This window comes from Petralouisia sp. (assembly GCF_056822245.1).
Window position 1 is genome coordinate 1 of the sequence record NZ_JBQIOP010000054.1, and the last position, 26,867, is coordinate 26,867.

Below are 26,867 nucleotides of genomic sequence, written 5' to 3' on the forward strand. Positions count from 1 at the left end.
TGTTCCCCGTAAGCCTCCGGCTGCGCCAGCTCCAGAAGGTGCCCCACGCACCAGCTCACCAGACACCCGCCGCCCTCCAGGTAGCCGTCTTTTTTCTCATTCGCACCCAGGACCGCCGCCAGCGACATGGCGACGGAGGGCTTTTCCGCAATCACTAACTTCATTCAAATAACCTCCATTGAAATAAAGGCTTTATAGCAGCCCTTTATATGCTCGGTTCCTGTTTGGTTTTATGGCTTTCCCTGTGGCTCTTTGCATCCTTTTCCTGAACCTTTGCTTTATTTTCGGAAAGCCTCTCTAAAAGCCCTTTTTCCTGTTTCCGTCCCAGGGTTTTTGCTGCCCGGTCAAAATACTGCACCTTATCGGAAAGTAAATCCTCTGGCAGCACCTGGGAAGCATTGACTTCCCTGACCATATTTTCCAGTTCTTTTGTCTGCATGTTCCCGTTATCCGGCACAATTAAGACCTCATGGACGGATGATGGAAGGACATAAAAATCGGAACCAAGCAGTTCGCCGATTTTATCCAGTACGCCATCCCGCGCCAAAGCCCCGGCTCCATCCAGTTTGCTTTGGTTCGTCAGGACATACATAGGCGCAGTGCCAGTTTCTGCTGGTTCCTGTTGGCTGAATAGATTCGTAGGTTTGGCAGAAAGCATAAGCTCTGACATCACATCATCCATTGTATAGAAGCAGACAGGGTTCCGGGCATTTTCCGCTGTAACAGCGTCATGGTGAAGCTGTTCCGGTGTAATCCCCCATAGATTCAACATGTCATTTGTAACAACAGCGGAAGCCGTTCCGCTGCTGTCCTCCATGATCTGAATCCGGTAAGTTGCCGCCAGTTCCCCACATGCGGTACAGGGTTTATCTTTCAAATATTCCTGGTTCTTTTCCGGGTCGCACAGACGGATAGCAAGCATCGGCCTGGCTGTTTCATAATCCTCCAGTCCCTTCACGTCAACAGGAAGCTTCAAACCGCTCTCCATTTTTATCTGTGCGATTTCCTTCATAATGTCCTCCATCGGACGGCCTTTGGAAAACTGTTCCTCATAGTGTTCCAGATAAATGGCCGGCGCAACTGTTTCGTTATTTGTACGGATAATAAGCCCTGTAAGAGTACGATCATTTCCTTTTGTGACTTTTTCAAGGGTTATCTTTGCATCCTGGCAATCTGCCGGCAGATATTCCCGGATATGGTTTTTGATATTTTCTGCAAACTCCTTCTTCATTCGTTTTCCTCCCGTTTCCTGTTTTCCAACCATTCATCTTCCTGCTTTGCGGCCTGCAAAAGACACATCAGAACAACGCCGGCAGACATCCCTCCTGTGAATGTAAGGAAGTGTGTAATCATGTTCCACATAAAAAATCCTCCAAAAATTGGTAAGAAAAACGCCCACCGGAAAGTGGGCGTATCATCAAGTATCAGTTATCCATTCTTTCATTTTCTTTTCGCTGCGGGCTGTCCCGGCAGAACAATCTCCCCGACCGGGATTTCCCGCAGCTCCTTTTTCATCTGGTGCGCAAACCGGATCGTCCTGACCGTGCCCCCTTTTTCCCTCCCGTCATACACGGCGATCACCCGGTCCGAGTGCTCGGCCATGTAGCGGTTCCGGTGGGAATAGACGCTGGGGTGGTATTTCTCCTGCATGACGACAACATCCGCACATGCCTCCAGCATTTCATAGGTCCGTCCCTTTTCCATCAGGTTATCCAGCCGCTTTTGATAAGGGATAACCGCAATCAGCTCCAGCGCCGGATTCGTCTTTTTCTTTTCCAGCACGAACTCTGCAAAATACAGGTCCACGCCGTCCGCAAAGCCGCTCATAAAGCGGGTGAACCCGTCCGCAACAGCGCAGTCAATCTCACGCCGCAGCGCCGCCTTTACATGGTTGATTTCTTTCTGCGGTAAATCCCTGTGCCCGGTGACACAGCATGTCTTTCCTTTCATCTGTCTTTTCCTCCATCCGATAGTTAGTATTCTTCGCTTTCAAAATTATAATAGATTTATTTTAGCGTTTCAATGTAAACACCCTTTTTTATTTTGCGAATAAGGGAAGGGTGTAAGGTACAATCTATTACAGAATAGGAGGCAGAGGCGATGTATGAAGATTTCGTCCCGGAACGGCTGGCAAAGCTGCGGACACAGAAAGGCGTGTCTGCACGCGATATGTCCTTGTCATTGGGACAGGCAAATAACTACATTAACAACATTGAAAATAAAAAGTCCCTTCCCTCCATGCAGTCCTTCCTTTACATCTGTGAATATCTGGGAGTGACGCCCCAGGAATTTTTTGACGAAGGGAACCCGGCCCCGCAAGCCTTAAAGGAATTTATCGCAGAGGCAAAAAAACTGGATTCCAGGTCAATGGGTTATATCCTCGGCATTATGAAAGAACTGAACAGCAAGCGCTAAGGCGGCCAGGGTGTTGGCCGCTTTTGCTATTCTGTAAATTTTTTTCGTGCCCCCTTGCATAAATCCCCCAAAGTGGATATACTATAAGTAAGAAAGTAAGAACTTCTAACTTTCAAACTTAAAAAGGAGATGATTCTATGCTGGCAGAATTACGCCAAAAAGCCCAGGTCACGATACCAAGAGAAATCATTGTCAAGCTCGGCTTGTCAGAAGGCGACAAACTGGACATTTTCGAGAAAGACGGTTCCATCTGCATCATGCCGGTGGTGGTCTATCCAAAGAACACCCTGAATGAGCTCCGGGAAGAAATTGACGGGGTAAAAGCAAAAATCGCATCCGGGGAACAGCCGGTCTTTGACAGCGTGGACGCCCTGTTTGACAGACTGGAGACAGAATAATGGCGTATGAGTTTACCTTTACGCCCCGTTTCCAAAAGCATTTCAAGGGTCTGGCCGCCCAGGAGAAGAAGCAGCTTAAAAACAAGCTGGAACTTCTGGCTGAAAATCCTTCCCATCCGTCGCTGCGGACCAAACGCATCCAGGGCACCACGGACCTTTTCGAGTGCAGCGTCAACATGGACATCCGCATTATCTGGTATTATGAAGGCGATAAAATGATTATCCTGGTAGACGTAGGGCATCACGACATATTAAGGCAATTTTAAGCAGCGGGGCGGTACGCTATGACGGCGTACTGCTTTTTGCTGCCTTTCTTTTATTGTACCCTGCAATCCTCCTGATATGCCCAATCCCACTACCGGCGATAAACCAGGAATCACTCCCGGAATGTCACTTTTTTATTTTCCTGTACTTCCAAATCCGCCTGCGCCGCGCTGCTTACCCAGCTCCGAAACAAAGTCCGCAATGACGACGGGGGTGATCACAAGCTGCCCCACGCGGGAGCCTTTGGAAAGCTCCTGGGTCTGGCTGCTTACATTGCTGATGATCGCATGAATCTCCCCGCGGTAGCCGGAATCCACTGGTGGCAGCTCACAGACCAGCCCTTTTACCGCCATGCTGGTGCGCGGGAATACATAGCCCGCATATCCGTCCGGCACTTCAATCCCGAACCCAAGAGGGACCCTTGCAATCTCGCCCGGCTGTAACGAGCAGTCATAAGGCATGTAGACATCCGCGCCGGCGTCGTTCCCATGCGGACGGAAAGGGCGGCGGTCCTCCGGCACGCCAAAGTCGATCAGTTTAATCTTCATGCGCCGCCTCCTTCCGAAAGTGCCGGATAGTCTGTTTTCAGGATGTCTCCGGGCATCATATCCGCTTTCAGAATGTTCCCGCAGGTCATTTTCCCCTCCAGGCATTTGTCCTTTTGGCAGAAGGGACCTGTAAGGCCAGGGGCAAACAGCACCGGGCTTAATGTATGAAGCTCCTGCCAGATTTTTAAGAGCACGATCCGGGTCTCGTCCGTATTGCGCCGGCATACCCGCTGGCCGATGATGTGTTTCCACTGGTAGGGCGTGGCGCTGATAACCAGCACATTCCGAAGCCCCTGGGGTGTGGCATATCCCGCCGCGTCATGACCGATTCCCTCGGCGCACAGCTTTTCGTAACAGTCCATGCCTTCGTGGCAGCTTTTTAAGTACAGTTCCCGGACCGCAGCCGGGGCGGTGATAATCTCATAGGGTATGGCAAAATCCGCCTGCCCCGCATAATTGCTGTACTGTAAAGACGCGCTCATAAACTTCACTTCGTTCTGGTGCCGGGTGATCTGTGAAAGGAACCTCCGGCTTGCCCCTACAACGGCGACGGTGATCACCGCAAATTTCTGGACCGTCGGGTGGGGAAGGGCGCTGATGGCCGCCACAGAATCGTCACTGAACGATTTTTCATAAAGGGCCGTCAGTTCGTCCATTGTGGCGATCTTGTGGCCCCTCTGGGTGAGCCGGGCGGCAAAGACCATGTTTTTCTCGGCCTCCGAAACCGCCTGGCAGTTCAATATTTTTACTTCAATCCGTCTGATTGGTATGTCCCTCCTTTACAATGGCTTTCAGCAAGAACAGATAGTTGAGGCTGTCTGTGATCTTTTCCTCCCATGTGCTTATCCCGTAATCCGTATCATTGTCAAAGCACATGTCATACAGGGAGACGATATGCTTCGCCAGCATCCCGGCAAGGGCGCGCTCCGGCGTGGTATGCTGCAAGGCTGCCGCCGCCTTAAAAGCCCCCAGCCGGTCTGTATCGTCCCCGGTGTATTCCTTCGTTTTCTTCTGCAGTGTGTCGGCACAGAGCCGCACCTGCCCGTCAAATACGGCATTGACTTCCTGCTGTGTGATATGGCATCCCTCCTTTGAAAAATGGTTTGTCCCGAATACTGTATAGAATCCGGGACCGTTTTACTTGAAGCAGAACAAAATACGCATGATATCCCTTATCCGCTGCATTTCAGGCGCTCGGCAGATAAATCCAGTCGTGCATCAGGCACACGCTGGGCTCGTCCTCCCTGGGTATCATGTGGTAGGTACATTCCCCATACACGGTCCGCTTGTCCTCAATCTCCATTCCGTATGCCTTATAGAAGCGGTATTCCAGGTTGGAAATGATACAGCGGAGCGTCTGCAGCGCCTCCCGCTGCGGGGTCACGATCAGGTCCCGGTCAATGCTGCGCTTTAAGAACAGCAGGGATTTATAAAGCTGTACCTCCGTCCGGTAAGGGCGGTAATCCCCATGCTCCAGCCAGCCGCTAAAGGCCACCGGCCCGCTCTGGACCACATCACGCTCCGGGTGGTAATACTCGTAACAGTCCAGGTTTGCCGTATTCAAAAGATAGAGCATTTCCCGGACCTCATTCTCCGGCATGTCATAGAACCGCAGAAGGGAGCGGTACAGATGGACGTAGCCGGGTATCGAAACAATGGTATTCACCATAGAAAAATCCTCCTAAATAGCAGGTGCGGGAGCAGACAGCCCCCGCACCGGTTTCCAATATTCCTGTTAATCGTTTACAGCCGCCAGCTTTCCCATGACAATAAAGCGGCTCTTACCTCCAGGCGTACAGGTGGAAAGGGTCAGCACCTTGTCACTGGAAGTCACCGTAACATCGGTTTCAATGACAGACCGGCCCGTCATTTCAGAAAGCCAAGTGGTGTAGGCACCGTCATCCTTCCAGCTAAGCCTCCAGGGGGAGGCGTCGCTGCCGGACTCTCCGGGTTCTGCCGCAAATGCCGTGAAGATTTCCACGATATAGCCGCCGCTAGGGGTGACAAGAAACATCTGTGGGTGTCCGTCATAATAACTCTGCCCGTCATACTCATTCAGTGCGGCGAACATGGAGCCGTCCCGCATGTTGTGGCCATAGATAATGGTATTGCGGTCCGAAAAATCCGCCTGGTTCTCATAGTCTGCAAACAGGCAGCCCACCTTGTTATAGGTGCCGTCGTACAGATGGTGCAGGTAATACTCGTTATCGTCTGTCTGCGTTACCGGGTAGTTGATGGCCGTATCGGGAAGGTTGAGCCACCCGATGATGTCCGTCCCGTTTTCCCTGAGGGCTTCAAAATCAACAACAGGGAGGACTAAACTTAAATCCTCCCTGCCTGTTTCTTCCTCTGTCCCCGGTCCTTCCGGCTCCCCTGCCTGCTCCGGTATTTCCACATGTTCCGCCAGCCCGTCATAGGTCCCGGAGCTCTCGGCATACTGGCCAAGGTCACGGACAATCAGGAACCCGCTGCCAAGAGCCAGCGCCGCACAGAGGGAAAGTACCGCAATGCAGGCGGTCTTTGCCCTGGCGGTATTTCTGCTGTGCTTTCCCTTTTTGAAATAGACCGCAGCAGACAGCCCGCCGCCAATCACAGCCAGCGCCAGAAGCCCGCCATACAGGAAGATGAAATTATCATCCCCGGTCTGCGGAACCGCCTTATATGGATTGGACGGCGTAACAGGGTTGGAAAGTGTTGACGGCGTATCCGGTGTTTTCGGTTTCTCCGTCTCCTTCGGGTTTTCAGGCGTTTTCGGTTTCTCCGGTTTTTCATTGAAAAACTGAACCGTTGCGGTTTCGTCTGCCTTGATCTCCACCGTGGCAGCGTCGGGAATGATATAGTCCCTGCTTGCCCGGTTGGAAATTTCCGTTACGGTATAAATGCCAACGCGCAGCCCCCTGACCTCGATCACGCCGGATTTTGGAGAAGTGAAGGTTTCACAGTAGGAGCCGTCCGCACTCTTAACCTCAAAAGCAAACCCATCCTTGCGCCCGTCGCTGGAATCCTTCGTGATTTTCAGGTTTCCGCGGTACGCCTCATTGGTAAAGCCCCGTCCGTCCTCGCCGTTTTCCACAACCGCCACCTGGCCGTCCTCGGTAATCTCAAAATAGTAGGCGTTTTCGTCAAGCTGATAGCCCTCCGGCGCTTTTGATTCTTTCACAAAATAACCTTTAGCCAGAAGATTTTCCGCTGTATGGTAGCCCGCATCCGATTCTTTCAGTGTGCCGATCTTCGTATCTTCGGAATCAAATTCCTTGTTGCCGTTGGCGTCCTCATACAGATCGAATACTGCGCCGGAGAGGAAGCGCAGGAAGGTGTTATTCTCTTTGTCCTCCTTCTCCACAGAAGAAGGCTCGTCTACGGCTTCGGTTTTCATCACTTGCACGCTGCCGCGGATCAGGGTGTTTTCCACCTTAATCTCAATTCTCTGGCCGTCCACACCGATATAGATATGGTGTTGTTCGGGGCTTACCGTATAAAGCGCCGGAGAGGAAATTTCCTTTACGATCCAGTGGCCGTAAGGAATATCCTCAAAAGAAAAACTGCCATCCTCGGCAGTGGTAACAGTAATCAGGGCGTTTTCTTCGGTAAATTCTTCCGTATCAGGCTGAAACAATCCTATAACCGCACCGGCCAGCTTCACATCTTCGCCGCCCTCCGGGTTTTCACCGACTTTCACGCCGTCCACACGCCCACGCAGCAGGTCGTTGGAAACAGCCTCGCCCTCACCCACAAGAATCTGCACCAGCGCCGCCTCCTGGCCTGCATACTCAAAGACAACCGGATATTCCGTATCAGGGAGGATATAGGCGCTGTTTGTGGTGCGTTCTTTCACATAGTAGCTGCCAAAAGGCAGGTCGGAGGCAAAGGAAGCGCCATAGCCGCCCGCCTCATTTGCAGAAACGGAAACCACCTCTAAAAGCCCGCCTGCCGGGATCACGCTGCCGTCAAGGGCCGTCAGGCCTGCGGAAGCATACAGCCCGAAAGAAATATCTTTGTATTCCTCATTCATGCCAAGCCCAAACAGTTCGTCCGTTTCCAGCGCTTTAAGCAGGCTCACAGCCACTTTCTGGCGCTCGTCATAAAGTCCGATGGCGGTCTGCGTCACTTCCACGGTCTCGCCCGCATAAGTAAGCTCGGCATATTCCGGCTGGGTGTTTAAGACCATCCCCTCCGGCGCCTGGCGTTCCTCCAGACGGTAGCGCCCCAGATACAAAAGCCCGCTCTGCGCCGTTCCATCCTCCCCGGTGGTAAGGGTCTCCACAACGGTATCTTTTGGCGCCCTGAGCGTACCGTCACCGGTATAAATATCTTCATCCGCGATTACGTCATAGACCGCACCAGGCAGCCCCATAACTTCATACACCGGCTGGTACAGGCCATCGTTCTCCTGGATGGAAGCGAATACCTCACCGGTCTTGGTGATGGTAAGCTGCCCCTTCTGGGGCATATTGTACTGTGTGACCGTGACAACGGCCTCGCTGCCGTCAATGGTAAACGGCACCGGTTCACTGGATAATACATATCCATAAGGCGCCGCCACCTCGTAAAGCTCATAATCTCCGGTATGCAAAGGCTCCGGCAGCATCAGCCAGCCTTCATCCGAAACATAGAAAGTATCAAGGGTTTCCGGGTTCGGATAGTAAATATCCTGGGTGACAAATTCCCCGGTGGAGAGGTCCTTGATCTGGAAGCCTGTGCCGGCTATGGGGATAATATTACCGGTCTCCGCGTCGCATTTCTCCACACGCAGCCTTGCAGTAATGGTACGGTTATTCAGGATATAGCTGTAAGTCTGTCCATTGGAAGAAACAAAGACCGTAAAATCCGGGATAAATGCTTTCCCTTCCTCACCGGAAATCTGGTGCACCGTGTAATGTCCGTAGGGGAGCATTTTAGAGGCGGCGAAGCCGTCCCCGTCGGTGGTGAGCAGGTCACGCTCGCTTTCCTTTGCCGCGTCATAGCTGCCTGCCGCCTTTAAGTAGACCTCAAAGACCGCATCGGCTTCCGGGCGCTCAATCACGCCCTCATTGGGTTCGTCCGTATTTTCATCTTCGGACACATCCGGGTCCGGGTCGTCCGTATGCTTCACAAGCTGGATATTTCCGTAAATGACCGTTTCCTTGACCTGGTTCTCGGTGGTGTTCAGCTCCACTTCATAAAGCGTCGGAGAAGCGCCCACTTCATAGACAGTATCATTCAGAAGATAGCCGGTGCTCGGCTCAATCTCCCGCACAGTCCAGTTATCACCGCAGACATAGTACCGGGTCATAAAACTGCCGTCCGGCCCGGTGGTATAGGTGTCTACCAGCTCGCCGTTGTTGTAAATTCCATAAGTCGCCCCGGCAAGGGTGGCATCGCCCTGGGCGGTGCCGGTATCTGTGTCGCTCTTGATTACACGGACGCGGAACTTTTTCAGGATATTGCTGAAATGCACCGTGGAGGTCTGGCCGCTTTCAACAGTGACATACTGCGCGGAAGGGGTCACATAGCGGTCCACCGGCAGCTCCTTCACCAGATAGGTGCCGGGCAGCAGCTTTTCCTTGATCTGCCCGTTTTCCCCGGTAGTGACAGTTTCATCCACCTTATTCCCCAGAATGTCCGTGCCGGAGATATGGAAAGGAATCCCGGACACAATGCCGTCCTCACTGGTCTTGACGATCTTTGCGGTGCCGTAGGTTTCGGTTTTGATCTTTACAAAGAAAGAGACCGGATCGCTGGCGCCGGTCATCATGGTCTGGTAGCCGGGCCTCCCCCAGATCAGCATGTCATTGGCAACCGGGATGTCCTTTCGGAATTCAAAGGTGACAGGGTCCATAATCATGTTCTTACTGGTAAACGTGTACTTGTTCCCATTTCTTGTAACGGAAACGCCGCTGCCTTTCAAAATCTCCAGATTGATTTTCAGGTTATTGGTGTCCGTGACAGTAAGGGTATAAACTTTTTTCTCCGTGTCCCATTTCAGTTCCAGCTCCGGGGCTTCACTTTTCTTTGTGGATGTGAAGGACGGCACGGTGGAATGAGAGGCAACCTGCTCTAAAATCCAGTTGTAGGCTCTTTCTGCCGGGCGTCCGGCGATCACACTGAAATACTGATCGGCGTCTGCATGGCCGTTCCCGTGGCGGCTGTAAGGATCGCTCCGAAGCTGCTGCTGGTACTCCCAGAGGATGATCTGTGTCGCCATTTTATAATCATCCTCGTTAATGCCGGACACAGGGAGAGAAGCGCCGGGTTTCCAGCCGTAGATCGCCGTGAGGGTGATCCCCCGCCTTGCCCCGGAAGGAAGGAGGTTTAAGTAATTGCTGTTGGTGCCGCTTTCCGATGTATAGGTATTGTCAGAAGTGTTATAGGCAATGCCGCTCTCCACACAATAGACCTGCTGGCTGCTCCCGTCCGAAGCTGTCAGCATGTAATGCCGGTAGGCACTGCCTCCGGAGCTGGTACGCACATCCATCGTCCCGTCAGAATTGTAGACCAGGTAGGTGTAGGGCGCCGGGCTGTAATAATGCTGCCCGTCAGAACCGACATACTGGTCTCCGAGCCAGGAGCTTGCCTTCTGGCCCACGGAGGCGGCAAACGCCTGGGAAGGGAACACCCCGCAGAGACATACCGCGCAGAGCAGGAGCGCCAGGAGCCTTTTCAGGCCGTGCTTTTTCATATTTACCATAAAAATCCTCGCTTTCTTATATGATTGGAATACAAAAGGACAGCTTTACTCGCTGTCCTCCTGTCCATCGTTGATCCTGTCCTCAAAATCGTCCTCGGAGAGATATTCCGTCCCGCCGTAAGCCTCGTCCGGGTTGAAGCCTTCGCCATACCCGTCATCCTCGAAATCTTCTTCATCCTCTGCCTGCTGTTTCGGACGGACGATCTTCACATAATAACCAACGCCGCCTGCCGCAAGCAGGGCAATGATAATGGAGATGATTGTGCCGGCGCTGCCCTTGTCCTTTTTCGGCTGTTCGGCTTGTGTGGGTTCCTCCGTTTCCGCAGGTTTTTCCTTCCCGGCGCAGCCCTTCCGGTCATTCTTGCAGACCGGGCAGGCGGTATCGACTTCCCCCGCCGCGCATTTATCCGTACAGGTGCAGACGTCCTCTGCCGGGATCACGCTCATGGTGCCCTCGCTCTTTTCTGCCAGAGCCATCAGGTCGGCCTCGGTAACGCCGTTCAGGAAGTAGACGTTGTTGCCGTCCCGCTTTCCGTCAATAATCAGATAGAACACATTCCCGTCCTCGGTGGTGATGGTGTAAAACTGTTTATCCCCATCTTCCCCGGTGGCCGTATCTAACACTGTGCCGGTGCCCTCCGGGGTAAATGCGCCGTCCGGGATAGCGGAAGCGGTTTCCGTTTCCTCCTGGGAATCGGAGCTGCCGCCATTTGTGCCGGAGGCTGTATTGCCGCCGGTATTGGCGTCCGTATTCGTACCTGTATTAGAACCGTTCCCGGAATGGCTGCTGCCGGAATTACTGTTCCCGGAATTGCTGCTCCCGGAATGGCTGTTTGTGCTGCCGGGGGAAATAGCCTGGGCCTGCGCCGGTTTTACCGCCGTGCCGCTTTGGTTCTGCTGCGTTGCAGCCGCAGGTTTTTCCGTGGACGCCGGTTCCTCATAATAGGGGTTCTCAAACTTCACGGCTTTTGAGCGGTTCCCGGCATAATCCTGGGCGTACACGCTTACCTGCTTTTCCGTGCCGGCATAATCCTTTAAGGTGACGGAGGCCGCCCCGTCCACCAGGGAATTGATCCGGTTCCCGTCCACAAAGACCGCCTCCACGCCGGAGTTATCGTCGCTGCTCTCTATTTTCAGCGTATCGCCGTCCAGGGAAGCAGCAAGCTCCGGCGGTGTGGTATCTTTGTCCCCGGCTGCATAAGCCGTCAGGGGCAAAGCGATGGCGCTTATGACAAGCATAAGCGCCAGTAGCAGAGAGATTTTATTAGTCCTCATTCCTATCCTCCTGTTTCTGCAGCGTGCCGTTCCCGGAAGGGGCGGCCTGCTGCGATTTCAGAAATTCGGCCAACTGCTGGGGCGTCAGATGAAAGCTGCGGGCAATCGCCACGTAGTCGGTATTCTCCAGCTCCGTTTTCTGTTTTTCCAGGTCGCGGAGCCTGGCCTGCATCTCCGCAATCTTGTTTTTAGTCTTGTCGATTTCTTTCTCCAGTTTTTCAATCTTAGGGTTCAATTTATTACCTCCAATCTGTCAGGGCAGACGCGCAAATGTATAAAAGTGCTGCTGCCAGTAGCTTGTGTTGATATTTGCGTAGGAGATCGGGTCCCCGCAATGGATCATCATACCGTTACCTACATAGATTCCTACATGGCTTGCGCCGCTGGTATTGTAGGTGCCCTGGAAGAAAATCAGGTCGCCGGGCCTTGCATCCGCGCTTGATACAGGCGTGCACACGCCTAAAAGCCCGTCTGCGGTAAGACGTCCGAAATTCCAGCCCACGCCGCAATGGTTGACTACCCAGGAAACATAGCCGGAACAGTCAAAGGAAGTGGAAGGGCTCGCACCTCCCCACACATACGGATAGCCCAAATACTTTTCAGCCTCCGCAAGCATGGCCGCAAATTTTTCATCCGCAAGGGCCTCCGGCGGGACGTCATAATCAAAATAATTCCCTCCACCGCCTGCTCCTGCCTCCGGTAAATGTCGCTCGCTGGTGTCGCCGGTATCGGCAAAATACAAAGGATTCCTATACTGGTCGTCAACCAACACCTCCAGGTGCAGGTGCGGACCGGTGGAGTTTCCGGTGCTGCCGACCTTTGCGACCACATCCCCGGCCTTTACTTCCTGTCCGGCAGATACTAAGATTTGCGAACAGTGGCCGTATTTGGTGGTAAGGGAGTGGCCCTCGTAAGCCTCGCCCTCAATGGCAACGCACAGGCCATATCCGCCGGCTTCACCGGCCAGCGTGACCGTGCCGTCATGCCCGGCTAAAATCTCCGTGCCCTGGGGCATCCCGATGTCAACGCCTGTATGATAGTTCTTTCCCCCACTGATCGGGTGTACCCGGTAGCCGTAGTAGCTGGTGACATAGGGCAGCCAGTTCGTGTTAAATACATTTTTCACATACTGCCGATTGCCTTTGGTCTGCAATAAAATTTCGCAGATTTCCTTCTGGTCCGCGTTCATGCGTGAGACAACCAGGTTTTCAAGCGGCACGGAAGTAAGCGTTACATTCAGGATGTGCCACTCATAAGGCACTTCTTCCTCCGTTTCCTCCCCGGTCTCCGGGTCAATGCTGGTTTCTGTCCGGTAGCGGGTTTCCGTTTCTTCTGAAAAAGACAGGGAATACTGCCCGTTAAACAGCTCCCGGAGGACGCTCTCGATCTGTGCATAGGTGAAATCCTGATACGTAGAGGTGAGATACCCCATCAAAACATAAGGGTCATGTTCAATGGGGCCGATATTATAGCGGTACTCGTCATAACCGGGCCGATCCGTTTCCACACGGTTGATCTGCATCTGTAGGTCCGTTTCCCACTCGGTATAAACAAGCTCCGCATTGTTGATGTCCGCATCGTCCGCCAGATAGGTAGAGGCGGCAAGGCTACCCAGCCCTCCGGCCCCCAGGTTGGAAAAGGAAGAAATCAGGGACGCGATCAGGAAAAATACCAAAAGGAGCAGGAGCACGATTGTGCATATGACCGGGTGACGCTTGATGGCATGGACCACGCCGGCAGCGATCTTTTCCGTGGTAACGGCGGTGTCCTTTGCGCGCCTTCCTGCTTTTTTCGCTTCTCTGGCTGCTTTGGCATACTGGCGTTTTATCTTCTGTTTCTGCCACATCCGGGCAAGAAGGTTTTTCTTAAGCTCCGGGTTGTCCTGTAATGCCTGCCGGTAGGCAAGCCGGGCATTGGCTTTCGCCGATTTCTGCTGCAATTTTGCCACCCTGCGGTATGGCGCGGTCTTATGTCTGTGATATGCCATGCGCAGCCCTGACTCGCTTACAAACTCGGTGCGGTGAGCCGCCTTAATGCCAACATTTTCTTCCTCCGCCTGATATATTTTTTTATGGGCGTAGCCGATAGCCATATTTGCGCCGGCCTTTACCGGGCGCATCGGAACGGGACCCTTTACATGGGTCCGCTGGGATTTCACCTCCTTTTCAAATTTCAGGTGTTTTTTAGCCTTGCCCGTATCAGGATCAGAAGATGTTTCCATCCGCAGCCTGCGGCGGGCAGGCAGACGTTTTTCCGCCTGTTCCAGCTTTTCCGTGGTCCGCTCCGCTTTCCGCCTTGCCTGGGCCAGCTTTTTATCTTTTGCCTCCGGCGGCAGCTCGTCAGCGGTAAATTCCAGCTTGGAAGTTTTTTTCGGCCCGTCCCCGGCGGTCCCTTCTGCCTGCGCCGCCTGTTCCCCGGCCTGTGCCGTCTCCCGGAAACGCTGCTGGTATTTATTGCCATGCTGCCGTGTCCGGTTCCGGCGTCCTGCCTGGCCGGATTTTTCTTCCCCTGTCTGTGCCCCGGCGCTTTCCTGAAATAGTTTCCCATACCGGGAATCCGTACCTTTCGGATCATGTTCTGCAAAAGCTGTCTGTCTGGGATTTTCCTGTCTGGAATCCGCCTGTCTTGATTCTTCCTGCCTCAAATTCTGGTAAGCGGCATTGTGCCTCCTTGGGCTCTCCTGACCGGAATCCGTCTGCCTAGATTCTTCCTGCTTGAAATTCCGGCAAGCGGCATTGCGCCTCCCTGGGCTCTCCTGGCTGAAATCTTCCTGCCTGGAATCCCTATAAGCAGCATTGCCCTGTCCTTGGCTGCCCCGCCCGGTTTCCGGCACATATGGCTCTGATCCGGTTGGTTCCTGTCCGGGAAAAACCTGAGAAGGGAAATCCTGTGCTGCCGTATCACTGTCTCCGCCTCCGGCAGATATATCTGATTCATAAGTTTCCGCCAGAACTGACACCGCCTGCCTGCGGTTCCTTGAAGTGCCGGAAGAAGGGGCCTCCCTTCCCCGGCGCAGGTCAAAATCCGGCTCTTCCTGCCGGGCCGCCATGCGGTCCTCCCCGTGGGAATCCCGCGCCGGCATCCGGGCGTCTTTCTGTTTCCTCTGAAAATTCCTGTCACGCGCCATTGCCCTCACCTCCAATCGCTTTCAGGGTATTTTTGTTTCCTCACGCCTTCGTCCCCGCCACTTCATCAGGCCGTGTTGTAAGTACGCTGTACAGTAAGGTGTCTTTCGGAAAATGATCGACAAAGGGGATGATCACATTCCCAAAGAACAGAAGCCCCTCGCCGGGACCGGAATGGGTCACATAGGAAAGCTGGTGCGGGGAAATTCCCAACTGCTTCGCCAGAATCTGCCGGTCTCCCTGGGCCTGGTTCAGCATGTAGATAAAATCCGAGTTCTCAAAGATATTCTCGATCTCACGGGAGGCCAGCAGATCCTTCACATTCTGGGTCAGGCCGCTGGGTATGCCGCCCCATTTCCTGAACCGTTTCCAGATTTCCACGCTGAAACTTCCGGTCTGTCCTTTCAAAAGGAGATGGAATTCATCAATATAGAACCAGGTCGTCTTATGCTTGGAGCGGTTGGCCGTGACACGGTTCCACACGGCATCCTGCATAATGAGAAGGCCGATCTCTTTCAGTGCCTTCCCCAGAGACTTTAACTGGAAGCAGAGTACCCGGTGGTTGTTCATGTCAATGTTGGAACGGTGATTGAACACATTCAGGGAACCATTGACATAGATTTCCAAAGCCGTAGCGATATTCTGTGCCTCCGGTTCAGCCTGCTTCAAAAGCAGCTCATACAGGTCTCCCAGGATCGGCATATTCTCCGGGCGGGGGTTCTGCAGGTAATCCCGGTACACAAGCCTCGTGCAGCGGTCAATAATGGTTCTCTCAATCGGGGAAAGCCCTTCCTTGCCGCCGATAATAAGGTCACACAGCGACAGGATAAAATCGCTTTTCAGCGTAATGGGGTTTTCATCGTCCGAATAGTCCAGGTTAATGTCCATCGGATTGATATAGTTGGTGGAAGTCGGGGAAATATCAATGACCTGCCCCTGGGCGCCGAACTGCTGTACCAAAGGCCCGTACTCATTTTCCGGGTCTGCAATGATGATGTCATCCTCCGTTAAAAGGAACACGTTGACGATCTCACGCTTTGCAGAGAAGGACTTGCCGCTGCCGGGCGTTCCTAAGAACAGGCCGTTTGGATTCTTTAAGTTCTTGCGGTTCGCCATGATCAGGTTGTTGCTTAAAGCGTTCAGGCCATAATAAAGCGCCTCGCCCTCCTGGAACAGCTCGCAGGTCGTAAACGGCACGAAAATGGCGGTGCTGCTGGTCGTAAGCCCCCGCTCAATCTCAATCTGGTTCAACCCTAAGGCAAGAGAGGACATAAGGCCCTGTTCCTGCTGGAAGTCCAGACGTTTCAGGGCACAGTTATATTTCTGCGCAATACCGGAAGCCGAAAGGATATCATTGAACAGCTTCTGCCGTTTGGGAGCGATATTCTCCACCAGCACCGTCACAAGAAACATGCGCTCGTTCCGGCTCTGCAAATCCTGTAAAAGATTCTTTGCTTCTTCGCCGTAGGTGGCAAGGTCCGTAGGTATGATGTCCATGTCATACCCGGCGCGGACCGCTTTTTTCTGTTCCTCAATGGTCATTTTCTGCAAATCGGACATCTTGCGCTTGATGTTCTTGATCGCCTGGGCCTGGTCGATAGACTGGATATGCAGGTTTACTGTCACGGCATCGTCCAGGTCAAGCAGCTCCGCCAGCAGCCGGTCCGTCAGCTCCGGCGCTAAAATCTGCAAAAAAGACACCGCCCCGGAATGGTCGGCTACCCGGAAAGTCTTTCCGTCATTTGAGAACGACAGGCCGGAGGGCGAAATAAAATCCTTTGTGGAAAGCCCGGTTTTCGGCAGATCCGCCCAGATAAAATGAAACTTTTCCTGTCCGTCCGGGTGGAGCTGGCTGTGAAGAACCTCCAGGCGTTCCAGCCCATTAAGTGGCTTTGCCTGCGCTCCCAGGGCTTTGAAATTCGCCAGCACATCGGCCTCGATCCGCTCCAGGCGCATCTTCGCGGTGCGAAGGTCGTCGGCCTCAACGCCGAAAGTAATATATTTCCGCTTGGTAAGGCCGTTGTTGCCTTTTTGGAGCTGGCCCTTTAACATATCCCCATACTCCCTGCGGATTCCGTCATATTCGTCGCCGCGGATGGGGATGTCGATACTGCGGGCGAAATCCTGCATATTTGCACGCTGGTTGATGAAGGTAAGCTGCACATGGATCGAAGCGTCAAAATAATTGAGAAAATCACAGTAGCCCTCAAAAATCTGCGCTTTATCATCCGCCTGGGCAAGCTGGTAGTTAATATCAAAAAACTGCACCGTCTTGGTGTAGAGCTTATCCGTCAGCCGGCAGATCCCATCCCGGTACATTTCCTTATAGGGAATACTCTGCTGGACCGTCTGCGGGGCGTCCGTTTTCAGCCCGGCAAAAAAGCCGCCCTTTTTAGGCGGCCGGGTGCGGACAGTCTTATTTCCGCTTGTCTTTGCATCGGCCCTGGCCTTTTTTGCCTGCCTGATGTTTCTTTGCAGACGTTTTTCCTGGGCTTCCTGCTGTTTGGTTTTTGGCAATCCTCGTAACCTCCTTCTTTGACATGGATTTATATAGGTTTTCTGTCCGGTATGGCCGTTTCTTCGGCCAGAGTTTATAGCGGAGCCTGTTTTTCAGAAGTTTCTCCGCCGGCTGCCCGTCCCGCTCATACATGGCGAAAAAGAAAAAGGGCATCATAAGCCCGATCATCAACAGCACCGCCGCCGAGTTTCCGATAGCGCCGCGGGTAAGGAAATATACCGGCAGCCCCACCAGCGCGGCCAGGCTGAAACAAATAAGCTGACGCTTCGTCAGGTTAAACGCCAGCTTAGTCTTGACCTTTGTTAAGTCTTTGGGTACGGGTACATAGGGCATTGTTTTCACCTCCAATCGTGATATACCGTCGCCGTCAATATTTATCCGGTTCCCCCCGTGTCCGTCCTTCCGGGCATCGTGATACTGGATTCCACCTCGTTCCCCCACACATCCCAGCCGGGGGTCTGCTGCCTTGCAAAAAGCTCTATCCTGGGCTGGTCGCCCATGAGCCTTACGATCTTATCCCGTACTTCTTCCGGCTTCTTGCTGTGCTGCTCAATATGGGAGACCACAAACTGGTGGATTCCCGCGCACTGGCGTTTCGGGCGTCCGCGTGTCGCCAGAAGGCATACCTCGGCGTTGCTCCGGGTCCAGAACCCCATCCCGTAAAACCAGGAATCCGCTTTCCGGTTCTGTTTGAGCCAGAGGAAGGCCAGCGTCTTATATTTGAACCCCCATGCTTCGATTACCCGGAACGCCTCATTAAGCTGTGGGAAGGTTGCCCATAGGAAAAGCGCACTGTCTTTGGCCGCAAGGTCTGCAACCGGCAGCGCGCATATATCGTCCATGCTCATGGTAGGGTAGTGGTTTTCAGCCACCCCGTTGCCGCGTTTCATATCATAGCGCCAGGGCGGGTCTGCGTACACGATGCCATATTTTCCGGCCTCCGCCATTACCGGGCCTGCTCATTCTTGGCCGGGGCGGATTTTGCCGGGGGCGTCTTGACCTTGCCGGCATTTTCTTTCAGTGCGCCGGTCAGGGAAGGCTTCTCCGCCGCCCCCTTTGTCGCTTCAAGGGTGGCCTGCAGGTTTTCAATCGCCTGGCCGTACCCTCCGATCAGGACGTCATTAAGCTGCCTGCGGAAATCCGCCGTCACCGGCCAGCAGACATCCCTCCATTTTCCCTGCTTATCCTGGGTGGAGGGCATATTGACATACAGGCCGTTCTCGCCGGAGCAGATACGGAAGCCATCGATCTTGAAACAGTCCCCAATCGTCACATTGGCGAAAGCCAGAAGGTTCCCCATCGGGGCAATCGGGCGCACCGTTACATCCAGCTTCAAGCCCTCGCCCGCCTGGGCCTCCGACTGCATGGTTTCATGGTTGGTCTTACTCATATAGAAAATCCTCCTTCTTGTTAAAAATACACGTCGGTTATATACTAATGCGAGTTAAAAATACTTTTGGATAGCGAGCCTGTCTTAAACAGGGCAAAGGCCAGCAGGACCGTGTAGCCTGCCGTGCCCCAGATCGCGCCGTGAATGTCGCCGGAAGAAGGGATTGACTGGACCAGCGCCGCATAGATTGCGACGCAGACCATAATCAAAAACCCCTGGAAACCTAAAGCAAACAGGGAACGCAGGTAATTCGTCCCCATCTGCCCCCATTCACGGTTTGCCATTGTGGAAAACGGTATGGGTGCCAGGCTGACCGTGAGATATATTTCAATCATGCGGCCATACACAATGACAAAGATCACGATGGACAACACCCACATGCACAGGTTAATAATGTTGGTCTCCAGCCACAGGCCGATCAGTTCCCACATCCCCATTGCTTCAAGCTGCGTCTCCAGGTCGGCCAGCGCGGCGGTAACATCCATGCTCCCGTTTATCACGCCGGAGCTTTGATTCACCACATGCTGGGCGATGTCAAATACCGCCATGACGATGGTAAAACAGTTGGTGAGCAGGTATGTGGCAACAAAGGTTTTGAAAATCCACTTGAAGATGTTGAACGTATCAAAATCGTGCATGTTGTTCTTTTCAAGGATCATCTGGATCAGCTCATAGACAAGAACAAAAGTCAGGATGATTCCCGCAATGGGAATGACGACGGTTTCAGAAAGATTCTGGATCATGCTGAACACGCCGCCATTCCATCCCTGCGGTGTCTGGCCTACCTGTGAGGCCACATCCGAAACCTGGCTGTTGACGGACTCAAAGATACCGGTGTACTGTCCTGTGATCGCTTCAATCAAGCCCTCTTTAATCCAGTCTGTTATCCATTCAAACAGACTGCCCATCGGCTATTAACCGAACAGGCCGGAGAGCAGCGGGATCAGCGTGGCACCCACCAGCGCAATACCTCCGCCAGCCATAAGCTGTTTCATCCGTTTTTGTTCACACCGGGTCGCTGCCCCGGCGCGGCCCCACTTCATAAAGAAGCGGACACCCCATGCTTTCACATGGGCGCAGACTATATCTTCACCCGCATGGAGCGGGGCAGGCTGCTTCGGGCCGCTCGGCCCTACTCCTGCAAAGGATAGTCGTTGAACCTTCCCCTGTTCGGGGTTTGGCTGCTGATTGCCCATTGTCCCGGCGTTTAGGTTCGCACCCTGCGCCATCCGTGCGTTTTTTTCCGCTTTCGCCACCGTCACATCCGGGCATGTTTCATCCCCATGTTTTGGTACGCACGGCTTTAGGGGTTCCCAGCAATTCAGCCTGTTGCCGTATGGACTTCCACCATACGCTGCACGGCAATTACTTGTCCGTGGAGGGCGTAGCTTACCCCTGCGACTTGGCTCCGGATTGCGATAGGTAAGCCTACAGTTTCAAATGTTTCCGGCTTTTCCCCCGCTTAGCACCGTGCATGCGGCTTTCACCGCACACGGCGCCCCATCGAATTTAGAAATTATTCGTTTTAAACATAACTTACACACTTCGTTACAGCTTTAAAAGATTTGTTATGCGATTACGGGCGTTCCCGCCAGTTTTCGCAGTTTATTCAGTTTTTCCAGTTGTTTTTTGTTCAGTTGGAGTTCCTTTAGGTACTTCTGGATTGTTTCTTCCAAGGTGGCATGGATTAAGATATGTACTGCTTCGGTTACAAGAACAAGGTTGCTGTATTCATCTGTACCGCCATTTTCAAGCGGTACTTTATGGTGACAGCGAATGTCATACGGCATAAGGTCAACGCCAGTTATGGCACATCTCCCACATTGAGCCGCAAACAGAGAAATCCGATTGTCTGCAAACTCAATCGTTTTGTCCAACACAGGGTTTTGCATGAGCCATATCATCGTATCGGTGTTGATACCGAGATTTTTATGGATTTCTGCCCGTCCCTCCGGCGTATACCGATTGACGGTTTTCTTTTTGTGCTGGGCGTTTCTTGTTTGAACATATCCCATTGGAATGAGAGGGTGTCCATTCAAAAACCTTAGCTGTTTGCTCTTTCCATACCGTTCCTTGATAAATCCACGTTCCAGTTTTCCTTTTGAGGTCAATTCCCGAAGCCTGTTTGCCATTTGCAGTTTCAGTCCATAGGACAGCTTTGGAAAATCTACGCTGATATGTGTTGCCAGACGGTAATAATTATGCAGTCCGGCAACCACTGAATTGTATTTCCAAATGGCGACGTATTGCGCCCGGTCATCTGCCGGGTTCTGTATCGCCCGGATAGCGGTAGATATTTTCTCCTTTGCCTGCTTTACGGCTTTGTCACTCATGTGTGAACAGACCACGTATTTTTTCCCTTTGGGATAGACTTTCATCTTAAATCCCAAAAACTCCGAGTACCGCTGTTTTAAGTTGATAACTTTAGACTTTTCCGGGCTGATTTCCAGTCCGAGCCGTTCTTTTAGCCATAGCCTCGTTGCTTCAAACACTTTTTCAGCGTCCTGCCGGCTCCGGCAAAAGATTTTGAAGTCATCGGCGTATCTCACGATATACATTTCTTTGAGATTGCTCCGTCTGAGCGCCCGATAAGTGTGACTTTTAATGTCTGTACCGTGGGCGTTCTGCCGGGTTTTGTACTCGTAATGGGTAGGCATTTCCTCCCATTGGGAAGTTACCCACCAGTCAAGCTCGTTCAGCACTATGTTGGAGAGCAGTGGCGACAAAATACCACCCTGCGGCGTTCCTTTGGTCGGAGTTGTCCTCGTTCCGTCTGGAAGCACCACCTGTGCCTTTAACATCTGCTTGACGATACACAGCAGCTTTTTATCCCAAATACCCATTTTCCACATCTGCCTTATCAGCTTCCCGTGGTTTACATTGTCAAAGAAGCCTTGAATGTCAATATCCACCGCATAATGAAGGTGCTGTATCTGCATGAGCCGACAGCATTGTGCTATGGCGTGTTCCGTAGAGCGGTTTGGGCGGAAGCCGTTGGAATGCTCATGGAACTTTGCTTCACAGATTGGTTCAAGCACCTGTAAAATACATTGCTGTACAATGCGGTCAACGATTGTCGGAATACCCAACGGTCTTGTTTTTCCATTGGGTTTGGGGATTTCCACCCGTTTAACCGGGTGGGGAGTATACCAACTGAACTGTTTTTGGATAAGCCGGACGTATTGTTCCTCGCGAAGTGCGGCAAGGTCTTTGATTGTCCGCTTATCCACGCCGGGAGTACCGCTTCCCTTGTTGCCCTTGATTGTCCGATAAGCCAGTTTGATGTTTTCCTCACTTGCAATTAGGCGCATGAGGTTCTGAAAGGTCTTGCCGTTCAGACTGTCAGCATATAGACTGTCAAAGATGCTTTGAAGGTCATAATACTCCGTATAGCGGATTTTGCTTTGTTTCGGTTTGTGCTTTTGCTGCTCCGAAGTCAACACAGGCACCCACCCCTTTCGGTTAGGATTTTCTTTGTCATACTCGAAGCTGTGTTTGTTATGTTTTCAGATTTGATTCTAAATCCGACTGGTGGCTATCCCTCCACGGGTTTTTTATTCCCGCTTCATAGGTACTGTGCCACCACTTTCACCGGGATTAAGATAAGTTATAGCGGTAATGGAATATCATAACTGATATACCAGCATTTCCTGCTGGTTTCCGCTTTTCCTTACCAGCGTAACGTCAGCCTACAACAGCTTTATCATTCACGTCCCGGTTTACCACGTTCCAACAATCCTATCATTGAATACTTTTAGGTGCTTCCTCTAAGCCTGTGCCCAGTTCAAAGAACCTTACCGCCTGTAACGGCATGTGGACGTTCATAACAACCAGTCTTACTAATCCACGGACACCCCAATTTAATGGGAAATTGCCTTTCGACAAATCCAAACGTTTAGACCCGTACATTCGGAAGTACGCCAGTATTTTCATACATTCTCACCATGAGTATCCGACACCCGGCATATAGGTGACGCCATCCACCTCTGGACAGGTTTCGTGCGGGAAACTCCCGCTTACGGTCACTCTCTGCCGACTTCACCGAGCTTTTGACGGTTAGGCAGTTGCATACCGCCGCCAATCGGAGTATCAGTGTGGGCGTTTCCAGGCGTTACCCTGTCATTCCACCCATCGGATTGTCAGTTCTCCTAAGATTTCAGGCTTTTTAGCCTTTCGACTTAGTGCGTAACCTTTTCAGTTACGAACGTGTCGCACGATTGTCATTGCCGTAACCTTCCAGAAGGTTGATGACGCCCCATGCACCGAGGCCGGCGCCCAGAGCAATCACCAAAATTTTCAAAGTATCAATCGCACTTGCAAAAAAAGCCATAAAGAAAATCCTCCTTTAATTTGAAATATATTGGTTTTGTGGTATGGCCGTATCTGGCCGGAAACGAAAAAACGCCCCTGTGCTTTAAGTAAATCTGCATAAAGCACAGGGGCGGCATAGTCCAGGATCATCCTGGAAAGATATACGGTTGTCAGGGAGGGGCGCGAATCCTCAATAGAACCTCCTTCCGGTGAAAAGAAAAAGCCCGCCAAAGCCAGAGACTTTAACAGGCAGCTACATCATCATACAGCCGGCGCCTCCAAATCCTCCGCCGTGACCTCATAACTGCGGTACAGCTCCCCAGGACTGACGGGCAGCCTGGTCGAGAGGAATTTTTCAATGTCAAACGCATTTTTAGGGGCATAATCCGACAGGTATTTATAGTTCGGGTGTTTCGTAATATCGTACTTGCGGGAGAGGAAGGGCCGGACGCCCCTGATCTGCAGGAGGCATTTCCCACCGTCCATCACAGCCAGCTCGTCCACCGACATCAAATCCTTTCCCAATTTCTGAAAATTCTGTCCGTGGGATTCCTGGTTGCCTTTGGTGACGCTGGTGTTATACATATCAATGGTCTCTTTTCCCAGCAAGGAATTCCAGCTTTTCAGCGTGGTTTCCTCCTTGCCTCCCAGGAAAAGGGAAGCGTCACAATTCCCGATGATGGTGTCCATGTTGTCCTTATAGAGCGCCTTTAGCTGGCTCTGCGCCTGCAATACCAGACAGGCTGAAATCTCCCTGGAACGGATCGTCGCCATCAGCTTTTCCAGGTTTGGAATCTGCCCGATATTGGCGGCCTCGTCGATCAGGCACCGCACATGTACCGGCAGCCTGCCGCCGTACTTGTCATCGGCACGCTCACACAGCAGATTGAACAACTGTGTATAGGCCATGCTGACAAGGAAATTGAAGGTCGCATCCGTATCGCTGATGATAAAGAACAGAGCCGTTTTCCTGTCCCCGACCAGGTCAAGCTCCAGCTCGTCATACATGGTGATCTCCCGGACCTCCTTAATATCGAATGGCGCCAGTCTGGCGCCGCAGCTAATAAGTATGCTTTTCGCTGTCTTGCCCGCCGCTAATTTATATTTCTTATACTGACGGAGGGCGAAGTGGTCCGGGTCTTTCTGTTCCAGCGCGTCAAACAGCAAATCTACCGCATTTTTGAAAGTCTCGTCATCCTCCCGAACCTCCATAGCGTTTATCATTTCTACCAAAGTGGAAAAATTCTGCTCGTTTGTCGGAGCCTCATAATAAATATAACCAATCAGCGCCGTATACAATAGGGTCTCGGCCTTGACCCAGAAGTCGTCGCCGGATTTTCCTTCCCCTTTGGTGTTTGCAATCAGCACCGTTACCAGTTTGAGAATATCCTTCTCGTTATGGATGTAAGCAAAAGGGTTATAGTGCATACTTTTTGAAAAGTTGATCGTATTGAATACCTTGATCTTATAAGGCTCATACACAGTTTTTCCATTCTTTCCCCTGACCGGTTTTCCGTCCTTATCCAGCTTCGGCGTGCCGCGGCTTAGCAGCTTTCCCACCTCTATCAAGACCGTGCCTTTCGGGTCGGTGACGACATACGAGCTATGGAGCTGCATTAAGTTGGGTTTTATAAAAAATCTCGTCTTGCCGGAGCCGGAGCCGCCGACTACCAGCACATTTTTATTGCGGGCATGGGCCGGGTTCTTCGGCCTGCCGGACATCATAAGCCCCTCGGTCTGCGTCAGGATCATGTTGTTTTCCGGTTTCGGGTCCATGAAAGGGGCAATATCTGTTTTGCTGCCCCAACGCGCGGAACCGTACTCCACATCCTTGCGGTATTTTTTTGCGTTTTTTCCTTTCACATATACCGCCAGCCGCACGATCACCGCTCCGCATAATCCCGCCAGCCAGTCCAGCGCAGCACCCGGCCACATGCTTTGAAATGCCAGCGAGAAACCCTCGGACAATCCTAACAATTTCTGTGAGGCGTCCGCTCCGGGGGCAAGGCGCACCGCCTCGCCCAGCTTCGCAAATACCAGTAGGAACAGGAGATAGGGCAGATGGAGGGTCACCTGCTTTTTCAGGGTATCGGTGTCTATTTTCAACGTTCCGGCCCTCCATGTTCCTTGTTCTTTACTCGGTCACGGCCAAGCGCCTGCGCCAGCTCCTTGAATTTATGGAGCTGGGAGAGCAGCGACGGCCTGGCGCTCCGGGCAAGGTCTTTCTGGGTATATTCCTTAAAAGCTGCCGTCAGCGCGTCCGCCTGGTTCGCCTTGAAATAGACCGTCCATTTAGGGGGATCGGTCCCCAGCTCTTTTTCAATATGGTAGCGGACCTGGTGTTTCCTGGCGTACCGCTCAAAGGAGCGGATTCTGCCGGACACTTCAATAGTGTTGGCTCCTGGGTCCTTACAGGTCAGCCGTTTCATGCTGTTCCTGCCGACTTTCGGGGTCGTGCGTTCCTGCTCCATCTTCTGGAGCACGGCGGCAATGGCAGAGCGCAGCACCCGCCCGGACAGCTTCGCTGCCTGGATGGAAACTGATACGGTCCGCTGTTCCAAATCTTCCTGCATAAGCATCCTCCTTCCTGATAAAATCTGTAATTATAAATGGGAAACAACTGCCTTACCGGGCGTCCCCGATCACCTGTTGGCGTGGGGCGTGCTCAAAGGCTTTTGCTGCCTGGTCCACCTGGATTTTCGCATGTTTCAAAAGCGTCTTAATGATGGTCGCCGGGTGGCTCTGTTCCTCTAAATGCGTCACCATATCCTTACAGCCCTCCGGGAGATATTCAGCCATGTCCTTACAGGCATCCTCCAGGCCACCCATGAAGCCCCAGCAGCTATCCGACAGCTCGCCGTTTTTGTAAAGCTCAAAGCCGTAACACTCGCCCCGCAGGTAGGAATCATAAGCGGCCACTTCGCTGCGCATCAGATCCTCCGCCTTTTTCCGAATGGCGCCGGTCATTTTTTCGCCGCCAAACTCCTTTAGAGCATCCTCTTTGGAAACATAAATCCATCCGACCTGCCCGCTGTCCCAGGGGTCATTGAAACTCGTGGTCTGCATGGCAAGGCCGCTGTGGTCCATCAGATAGAGGGGGAGCGTAATGTATTTTTCGGAGATCACCTTAAGCATGGCGTCATCAACCGCCCGTTCCTCCGTCTTTGGCCCGTGCCGGAACCGGCTGCTCACAATGTTTACCATGTGTTCATAGCGTTTCAGGCCCGCTTCATCATGCCCCACGGTATCTAAATACATCTCCCGCAGAAAATCGTCTTTATCCATGTAATTGTGGCTGTCACCCAGCGCATAGCGGGAATGGAAGCAGGCCATTGTCCCAAAATGTTCGTCTACCTCACGGGGAGAGATTAAAATGTCGTCCGGCTGCACCATCAGCGCATACGGACCTTCAACTGCCATCAGCATAAGCCATCAACTCCTTTCCGGTTCCCTGGGCTTTTTATCCGGCGCTTTCGGCCCTGCCACAGCCTTTTCCTGCACCCTCGCCGCAGACAGCTTTCCCAGCACGGAGGGCTTTTCCTCTTTTCCGGGCGCGGAAATAGCGCCCTCCGAAACATCGGCGGCATGGCCTGGTTTTACCAGTTCCCGGCCCTCCACGGTATATCCGGGGAGAAGTACGCCATTGACCGTAAAACAGTTTTCATGCTCTTTCGGAATGGGCGGTGAAATCTCCGCGAACAGATGGGAATAGGCTTTCTTTCTCCCCTCCAGATACTTCTCGGCGGCGGCTTTGTCCGTGTAGCGTTTCTTATCCTGCCCTGCAAGGTGGATGTTGTAGCCTTTCCTGGGTGAATTGATATACAGGTCCCATGTCACATACCAGGCAGTCGTAATATCCTGTTTTGCCTCCCTGTTATATGTTGTCTGTTCCCTGATCTGGCAGAACATCTTATAAACCCGGTTGCTGATCTCCATCCAGTCCTTGTTGTTGGAAA

General features: G+C 52.5%; 25 protein-coding genes and 2 pseudogenes. 3 read left to right on the forward strand and 24 right to left on the reverse strand.

All coding sequences use genetic code 11. The features are described 5' to 3' along the window. The 4 genes and pseudogenes from ACTO17_RS16720 to ACTO17_RS16735 form a co-directional block, all read right to left on the reverse strand. A pseudogene (locus tag ACTO17_RS16720) lies at positions 1 to 164 on the reverse strand (DNA topoisomerase III); the annotation flags it as partial. A 41-nt stretch (positions 165 to 205) separates the two neighbouring features. Next, on the reverse strand, positions 206 to 1,231 hold the full coding sequence (locus tag ACTO17_RS16725) for a DUF5688 family protein (RefSeq protein ID WP_482558722.1): 1,026 nt from the start codon (positions 1,229 to 1,231) through the stop codon (positions 206 to 208). Then, the gene (locus ACTO17_RS16730) at positions 1,228 to 1,362 is read right to left on the reverse strand and encodes a DUF3789 domain-containing protein (protein WP_016289144.1); all 135 of its coding nucleotides are present in this window, start codon (positions 1,360 to 1,362) and stop codon (positions 1,228 to 1,230) included. Before ACTO17_RS16730 ends, ACTO17_RS16725 begins: the two co-directional genes overlap by 4 nt. Before the next feature lie 78 nt (positions 1,363 to 1,440). After that, positions 1,441 to 1,950, reverse strand: coding sequence for an SLOG family protein (locus ACTO17_RS16735; protein WP_482558723.1), 510 nt, complete (start codon positions 1,948 to 1,950; stop codon positions 1,441 to 1,443). Between the two features lie 150 nt (positions 1,951 to 2,100). On the opposite strand from ACTO17_RS16735, the gene ACTO17_RS16740 reads away from it, so the two are divergent. From ACTO17_RS16740 to ACTO17_RS16750, 3 genes are all read left to right on the forward strand, one after another. Then, positions 2,101 to 2,415 carry a helix-turn-helix domain-containing protein gene (locus ACTO17_RS16740; protein ID WP_016289146.1) on the forward strand — a complete coding sequence of 105 codons (315 nt, stop codon included), beginning with the start codon at positions 2,101 to 2,103 and terminating at the stop codon, positions 2,413 to 2,415. A 137-nt stretch (positions 2,416 to 2,552) separates the two neighbouring features. Then, the gene (locus ACTO17_RS16745) at positions 2,553 to 2,813 is read left to right on the forward strand and encodes an AbrB/MazE/SpoVT family DNA-binding domain-containing protein (RefSeq protein WP_482558724.1); all 261 of its coding nucleotides are present in this window, start codon (positions 2,553 to 2,555) and stop codon (positions 2,811 to 2,813) included. Continuing rightward, positions 2,813 to 3,079, forward strand: coding sequence for a type II toxin-antitoxin system RelE/ParE family toxin (locus ACTO17_RS16750; protein ID WP_016289148.1), 267 nt, complete (start codon positions 2,813 to 2,815; stop codon positions 3,077 to 3,079). The genes ACTO17_RS16745 and ACTO17_RS16750 overlap by 1 nt, the downstream gene beginning before the upstream one ends. Positions 3,080 to 3,211: 132 nt before the next feature. Here ACTO17_RS16750 and ACTO17_RS16755 read toward each other — a convergent pair whose 3' ends face one another. The 20 genes and pseudogenes from ACTO17_RS16755 to ACTO17_RS16850 all read right to left on the reverse strand — a co-directional run. Beyond that, the gene (locus ACTO17_RS16755) at positions 3,212 to 3,730 is read right to left on the reverse strand and encodes a dUTP diphosphatase (RefSeq protein ID WP_482558725.1); all 519 of its coding nucleotides are present in this window, start codon (positions 3,728 to 3,730) and stop codon (positions 3,212 to 3,214) included. After that, a complete protein-coding gene (locus ACTO17_RS16760) occupies positions 3,622 to 4,329 on the reverse strand; it encodes an FAD-dependent thymidylate synthase (RefSeq protein ID WP_482558726.1) in 708 nt (235 codons plus the stop codon). The genes ACTO17_RS16755 and ACTO17_RS16760 overlap by 109 nt, the downstream gene beginning before the upstream one ends. 46 nt (positions 4,330 to 4,375) lie before the next feature. After that, positions 4,376 to 4,663: a hypothetical protein gene (locus ACTO17_RS16765; protein WP_016219331.1), complete on the reverse strand. Its 288-nt coding sequence runs from the start codon at positions 4,661 to 4,663 to the stop codon at positions 4,376 to 4,378. Positions 4,664 to 4,811: 148 nt separating this feature from the next. Further along, a complete protein-coding gene (locus ACTO17_RS16770; RefSeq protein ID WP_482558727.1) occupies positions 4,812 to 5,294 on the reverse strand; it encodes a hypothetical protein in 483 nt (160 codons plus the stop codon). A gap of 66 nt (positions 5,295 to 5,360) precedes the next feature. Next, positions 5,361 to 10,292, reverse strand: a complete 4,932-nt coding sequence (gene srtB, locus ACTO17_RS16775; RefSeq protein ID WP_482558728.1) for a class B sortase — start codon at positions 10,290 to 10,292, stop codon at positions 5,361 to 5,363. A 45-nt stretch (positions 10,293 to 10,337) separates the two neighbouring features. After that, complete coding sequence (locus ACTO17_RS16780) at positions 10,338 to 11,567, reverse strand: DUF4366 domain-containing protein (protein WP_482558729.1); 1,230 nt, start codon at positions 11,565 to 11,567, stop codon at positions 10,338 to 10,340. After that, entirely contained in the window at positions 11,557 to 11,802 is a 246-nt protein-coding gene (locus ACTO17_RS16785) for a DUF4315 family protein (RefSeq protein ID WP_482558730.1), read from the reverse strand. Before ACTO17_RS16785 ends, ACTO17_RS16780 begins: the two co-directional genes overlap by 11 nt. Positions 11,803 to 11,820: 18 nt before the next feature. Beyond that, positions 11,821 to 14,694, reverse strand: a complete 2,874-nt coding sequence (locus ACTO17_RS16790; RefSeq protein WP_482558731.1) for a CD1108 family mobile element protein — start codon at positions 14,692 to 14,694, stop codon at positions 11,821 to 11,823. Between the two features lie 40 nt (positions 14,695 to 14,734). Continuing rightward, positions 14,735 to 17,209 (reverse strand): VirB4-like conjugal transfer ATPase, CD1110 family, encoded by a 2,475-nt coding sequence (locus ACTO17_RS16795; RefSeq protein ID WP_482558732.1) that lies wholly within the window; start codon positions 17,207 to 17,209, stop codon positions 14,735 to 14,737. Continuing rightward, positions 17,109 to 17,543: a PrgI family protein gene (locus tag ACTO17_RS16800; protein ID WP_482558733.1), complete on the reverse strand. Its 435-nt coding sequence runs from the start codon at positions 17,541 to 17,543 to the stop codon at positions 17,109 to 17,111. The genes ACTO17_RS16795 and ACTO17_RS16800 overlap by 101 nt, the downstream gene beginning before the upstream one ends. Before the next feature lie 41 nt (positions 17,544 to 17,584). Continuing rightward, positions 17,585 to 18,157, reverse strand: a complete 573-nt coding sequence (locus ACTO17_RS16805) for an MT-A70 family methyltransferase (RefSeq protein WP_482558734.1) — start codon at positions 18,155 to 18,157, stop codon at positions 17,585 to 17,587. Next, entirely contained in the window at positions 18,157 to 18,600 is a 444-nt protein-coding gene (locus ACTO17_RS16810; RefSeq protein ID WP_482558735.1) for a septation protein SpoVG family protein, read from the reverse strand. Before ACTO17_RS16810 ends, ACTO17_RS16805 begins: the two co-directional genes overlap by 1 nt. Positions 18,601 to 18,644: 44 nt before the next feature. Next, a complete protein-coding gene (locus ACTO17_RS16815; RefSeq protein ID WP_290071533.1) occupies positions 18,645 to 19,508 on the reverse strand; it encodes a VirB6/TrbL-like conjugal transfer protein, CD1112 family in 864 nt (287 codons plus the stop codon). Positions 19,509 to 19,514: 6 nt separating this feature from the next. Further along, positions 19,515 to 19,856 carry a Maff2 family mobile element protein gene (locus tag ACTO17_RS16820; protein ID WP_482558736.1) on the reverse strand — a complete coding sequence of 114 codons (342 nt, stop codon included), beginning with the start codon at positions 19,854 to 19,856 and terminating at the stop codon, positions 19,515 to 19,517. Positions 19,857 to 20,168: 312 nt separating this feature from the next. Continuing rightward, positions 20,169 to 22,043, reverse strand: a complete 1,875-nt coding sequence (gene ltrA, locus ACTO17_RS16825; protein WP_482558737.1) for a group II intron reverse transcriptase/maturase — start codon at positions 22,041 to 22,043, stop codon at positions 20,169 to 20,171. Between the two features lie 755 nt (positions 22,044 to 22,798). Beyond that, on the reverse strand, positions 22,799 to 22,930 hold the full coding sequence (locus ACTO17_RS16830) for a Maff2 family mobile element protein (RefSeq protein ID WP_130848977.1): 132 nt from the start codon (positions 22,928 to 22,930) through the stop codon (positions 22,799 to 22,801). 242 nt (positions 22,931 to 23,172) lie between these two features. Then, positions 23,173 to 25,017 carry a VirD4-like conjugal transfer protein, CD1115 family gene (locus tag ACTO17_RS16835; protein ID WP_482558738.1) on the reverse strand — a complete coding sequence of 615 codons (1,845 nt, stop codon included), beginning with the start codon at positions 25,015 to 25,017 and terminating at the stop codon, positions 23,173 to 23,175. Next, positions 25,014 to 25,484 (reverse strand): PcfB family protein, encoded by a 471-nt coding sequence (locus ACTO17_RS16840; RefSeq protein ID WP_004056082.1) that lies wholly within the window; start codon positions 25,482 to 25,484, stop codon positions 25,014 to 25,016. The genes ACTO17_RS16835 and ACTO17_RS16840 overlap by 4 nt, the downstream gene beginning before the upstream one ends. A 52-nt stretch (positions 25,485 to 25,536) precedes the next feature. Further along, a complete protein-coding gene (locus ACTO17_RS16845) occupies positions 25,537 to 26,337 on the reverse strand; it encodes a hypothetical protein (RefSeq protein ID WP_482558739.1) in 801 nt (266 codons plus the stop codon). Between the two features lie 6 nt (positions 26,338 to 26,343). After that, positions 26,344 to 26,867 (reverse strand): annotated as a pseudogene (locus ACTO17_RS16850) (hypothetical protein); the annotation flags it as partial.

Bases quoted from the DNA above. Each gene is read 5' to 3' on its own strand.
- ACTO17_RS16725 (WP_482558722.1), bottom strand. From the start codon at position 1,231: ATGAAGAAGGAGTTTGCAGAAAATATCAAAAACCATATCCGGGAATAT.
- ACTO17_RS16730 (WP_016289144.1), bottom strand. From the start codon at position 1,362: ATGTGGAACATGATTACACACTTCCTTACATTCACAGGAGGGATGTCT.
- ACTO17_RS16735 (WP_482558723.1), bottom strand. From the start codon at position 1,950: ATGAAAGGAAAGACATGCTGTGTCACCGGGCACAGGGATTTACCGCAG.
- ACTO17_RS16740 (WP_016289146.1), top strand. From the start codon at position 2,101: ATGTATGAAGATTTCGTCCCGGAACGGCTGGCAAAGCTGCGGACACAG.
- ACTO17_RS16745 (WP_482558724.1), top strand. From the start codon at position 2,553: ATGCTGGCAGAATTACGCCAAAAAGCCCAGGTCACGATACCAAGAGAA.
- ACTO17_RS16750 (WP_016289148.1), top strand. From the start codon at position 2,813: ATGGCGTATGAGTTTACCTTTACGCCCCGTTTCCAAAAGCATTTCAAG.
- ACTO17_RS16755 (WP_482558725.1), bottom strand. From the start codon at position 3,730: ATGCCTGGAGGGGAAAATGACCTGCGGGAACATTCTGAAAGCGGATAT.
- ACTO17_RS16760 (WP_482558726.1), bottom strand. From the start codon at position 4,329: ATGGTCTTTGCCGCCCGGCTCACCCAGAGGGGCCACAAGATCGCCACA.
- ACTO17_RS16770 (WP_482558727.1), bottom strand. From the start codon at position 5,294: ATGGTGAATACCATTGTTTCGATACCCGGCTACGTCCATCTGTACCGC.
- srtB (WP_482558728.1), bottom strand. From the start codon at position 10,292: ATGGTAAATATGAAAAAGCACGGCCTGAAAAGGCTCCTGGCGCTCCTG.
- ACTO17_RS16780 (WP_482558729.1), bottom strand. From the start codon at position 11,567: ATGAGGACTAATAAAATCTCTCTGCTACTGGCGCTTATGCTTGTCATA.
- ACTO17_RS16790 (WP_482558731.1), bottom strand. From the start codon at position 14,694: ATGGCGCGTGACAGGAATTTTCAGAGGAAACAGAAAGACGCCCGGATG.
- ACTO17_RS16800 (WP_482558733.1), bottom strand. From the start codon at position 17,543: ATGCCCTATGTACCCGTACCCAAAGACTTAACAAAGGTCAAGACTAAG.
- ACTO17_RS16805 (WP_482558734.1), bottom strand. From the start codon at position 18,157: ATGGCGGAGGCCGGAAAATATGGCATCGTGTACGCAGACCCGCCCTGG.
- ACTO17_RS16810 (WP_482558735.1), bottom strand. From the start codon at position 18,600: ATGAGTAAGACCAACCATGAAACCATGCAGTCGGAGGCCCAGGCGGGC.
- ACTO17_RS16815 (WP_290071533.1), bottom strand. From the start codon at position 19,508: ATGGGCAGTCTGTTTGAATGGATAACAGACTGGATTAAAGAGGGCTTG.
- ACTO17_RS16830 (WP_130848977.1), bottom strand. From the start codon at position 22,930: ATGGCTTTTTTTGCAAGTGCGATTGATACTTTGAAAATTTTGGTGATT.
- ACTO17_RS16840 (WP_004056082.1), bottom strand. From the start codon at position 25,484: ATGCAGGAAGATTTGGAACAGCGGACCGTATCAGTTTCCATCCAGGCA.
- ACTO17_RS16845 (WP_482558739.1), bottom strand. From the start codon at position 26,337: ATGCTGATGGCAGTTGAAGGTCCGTATGCGCTGATGGTGCAGCCGGAC.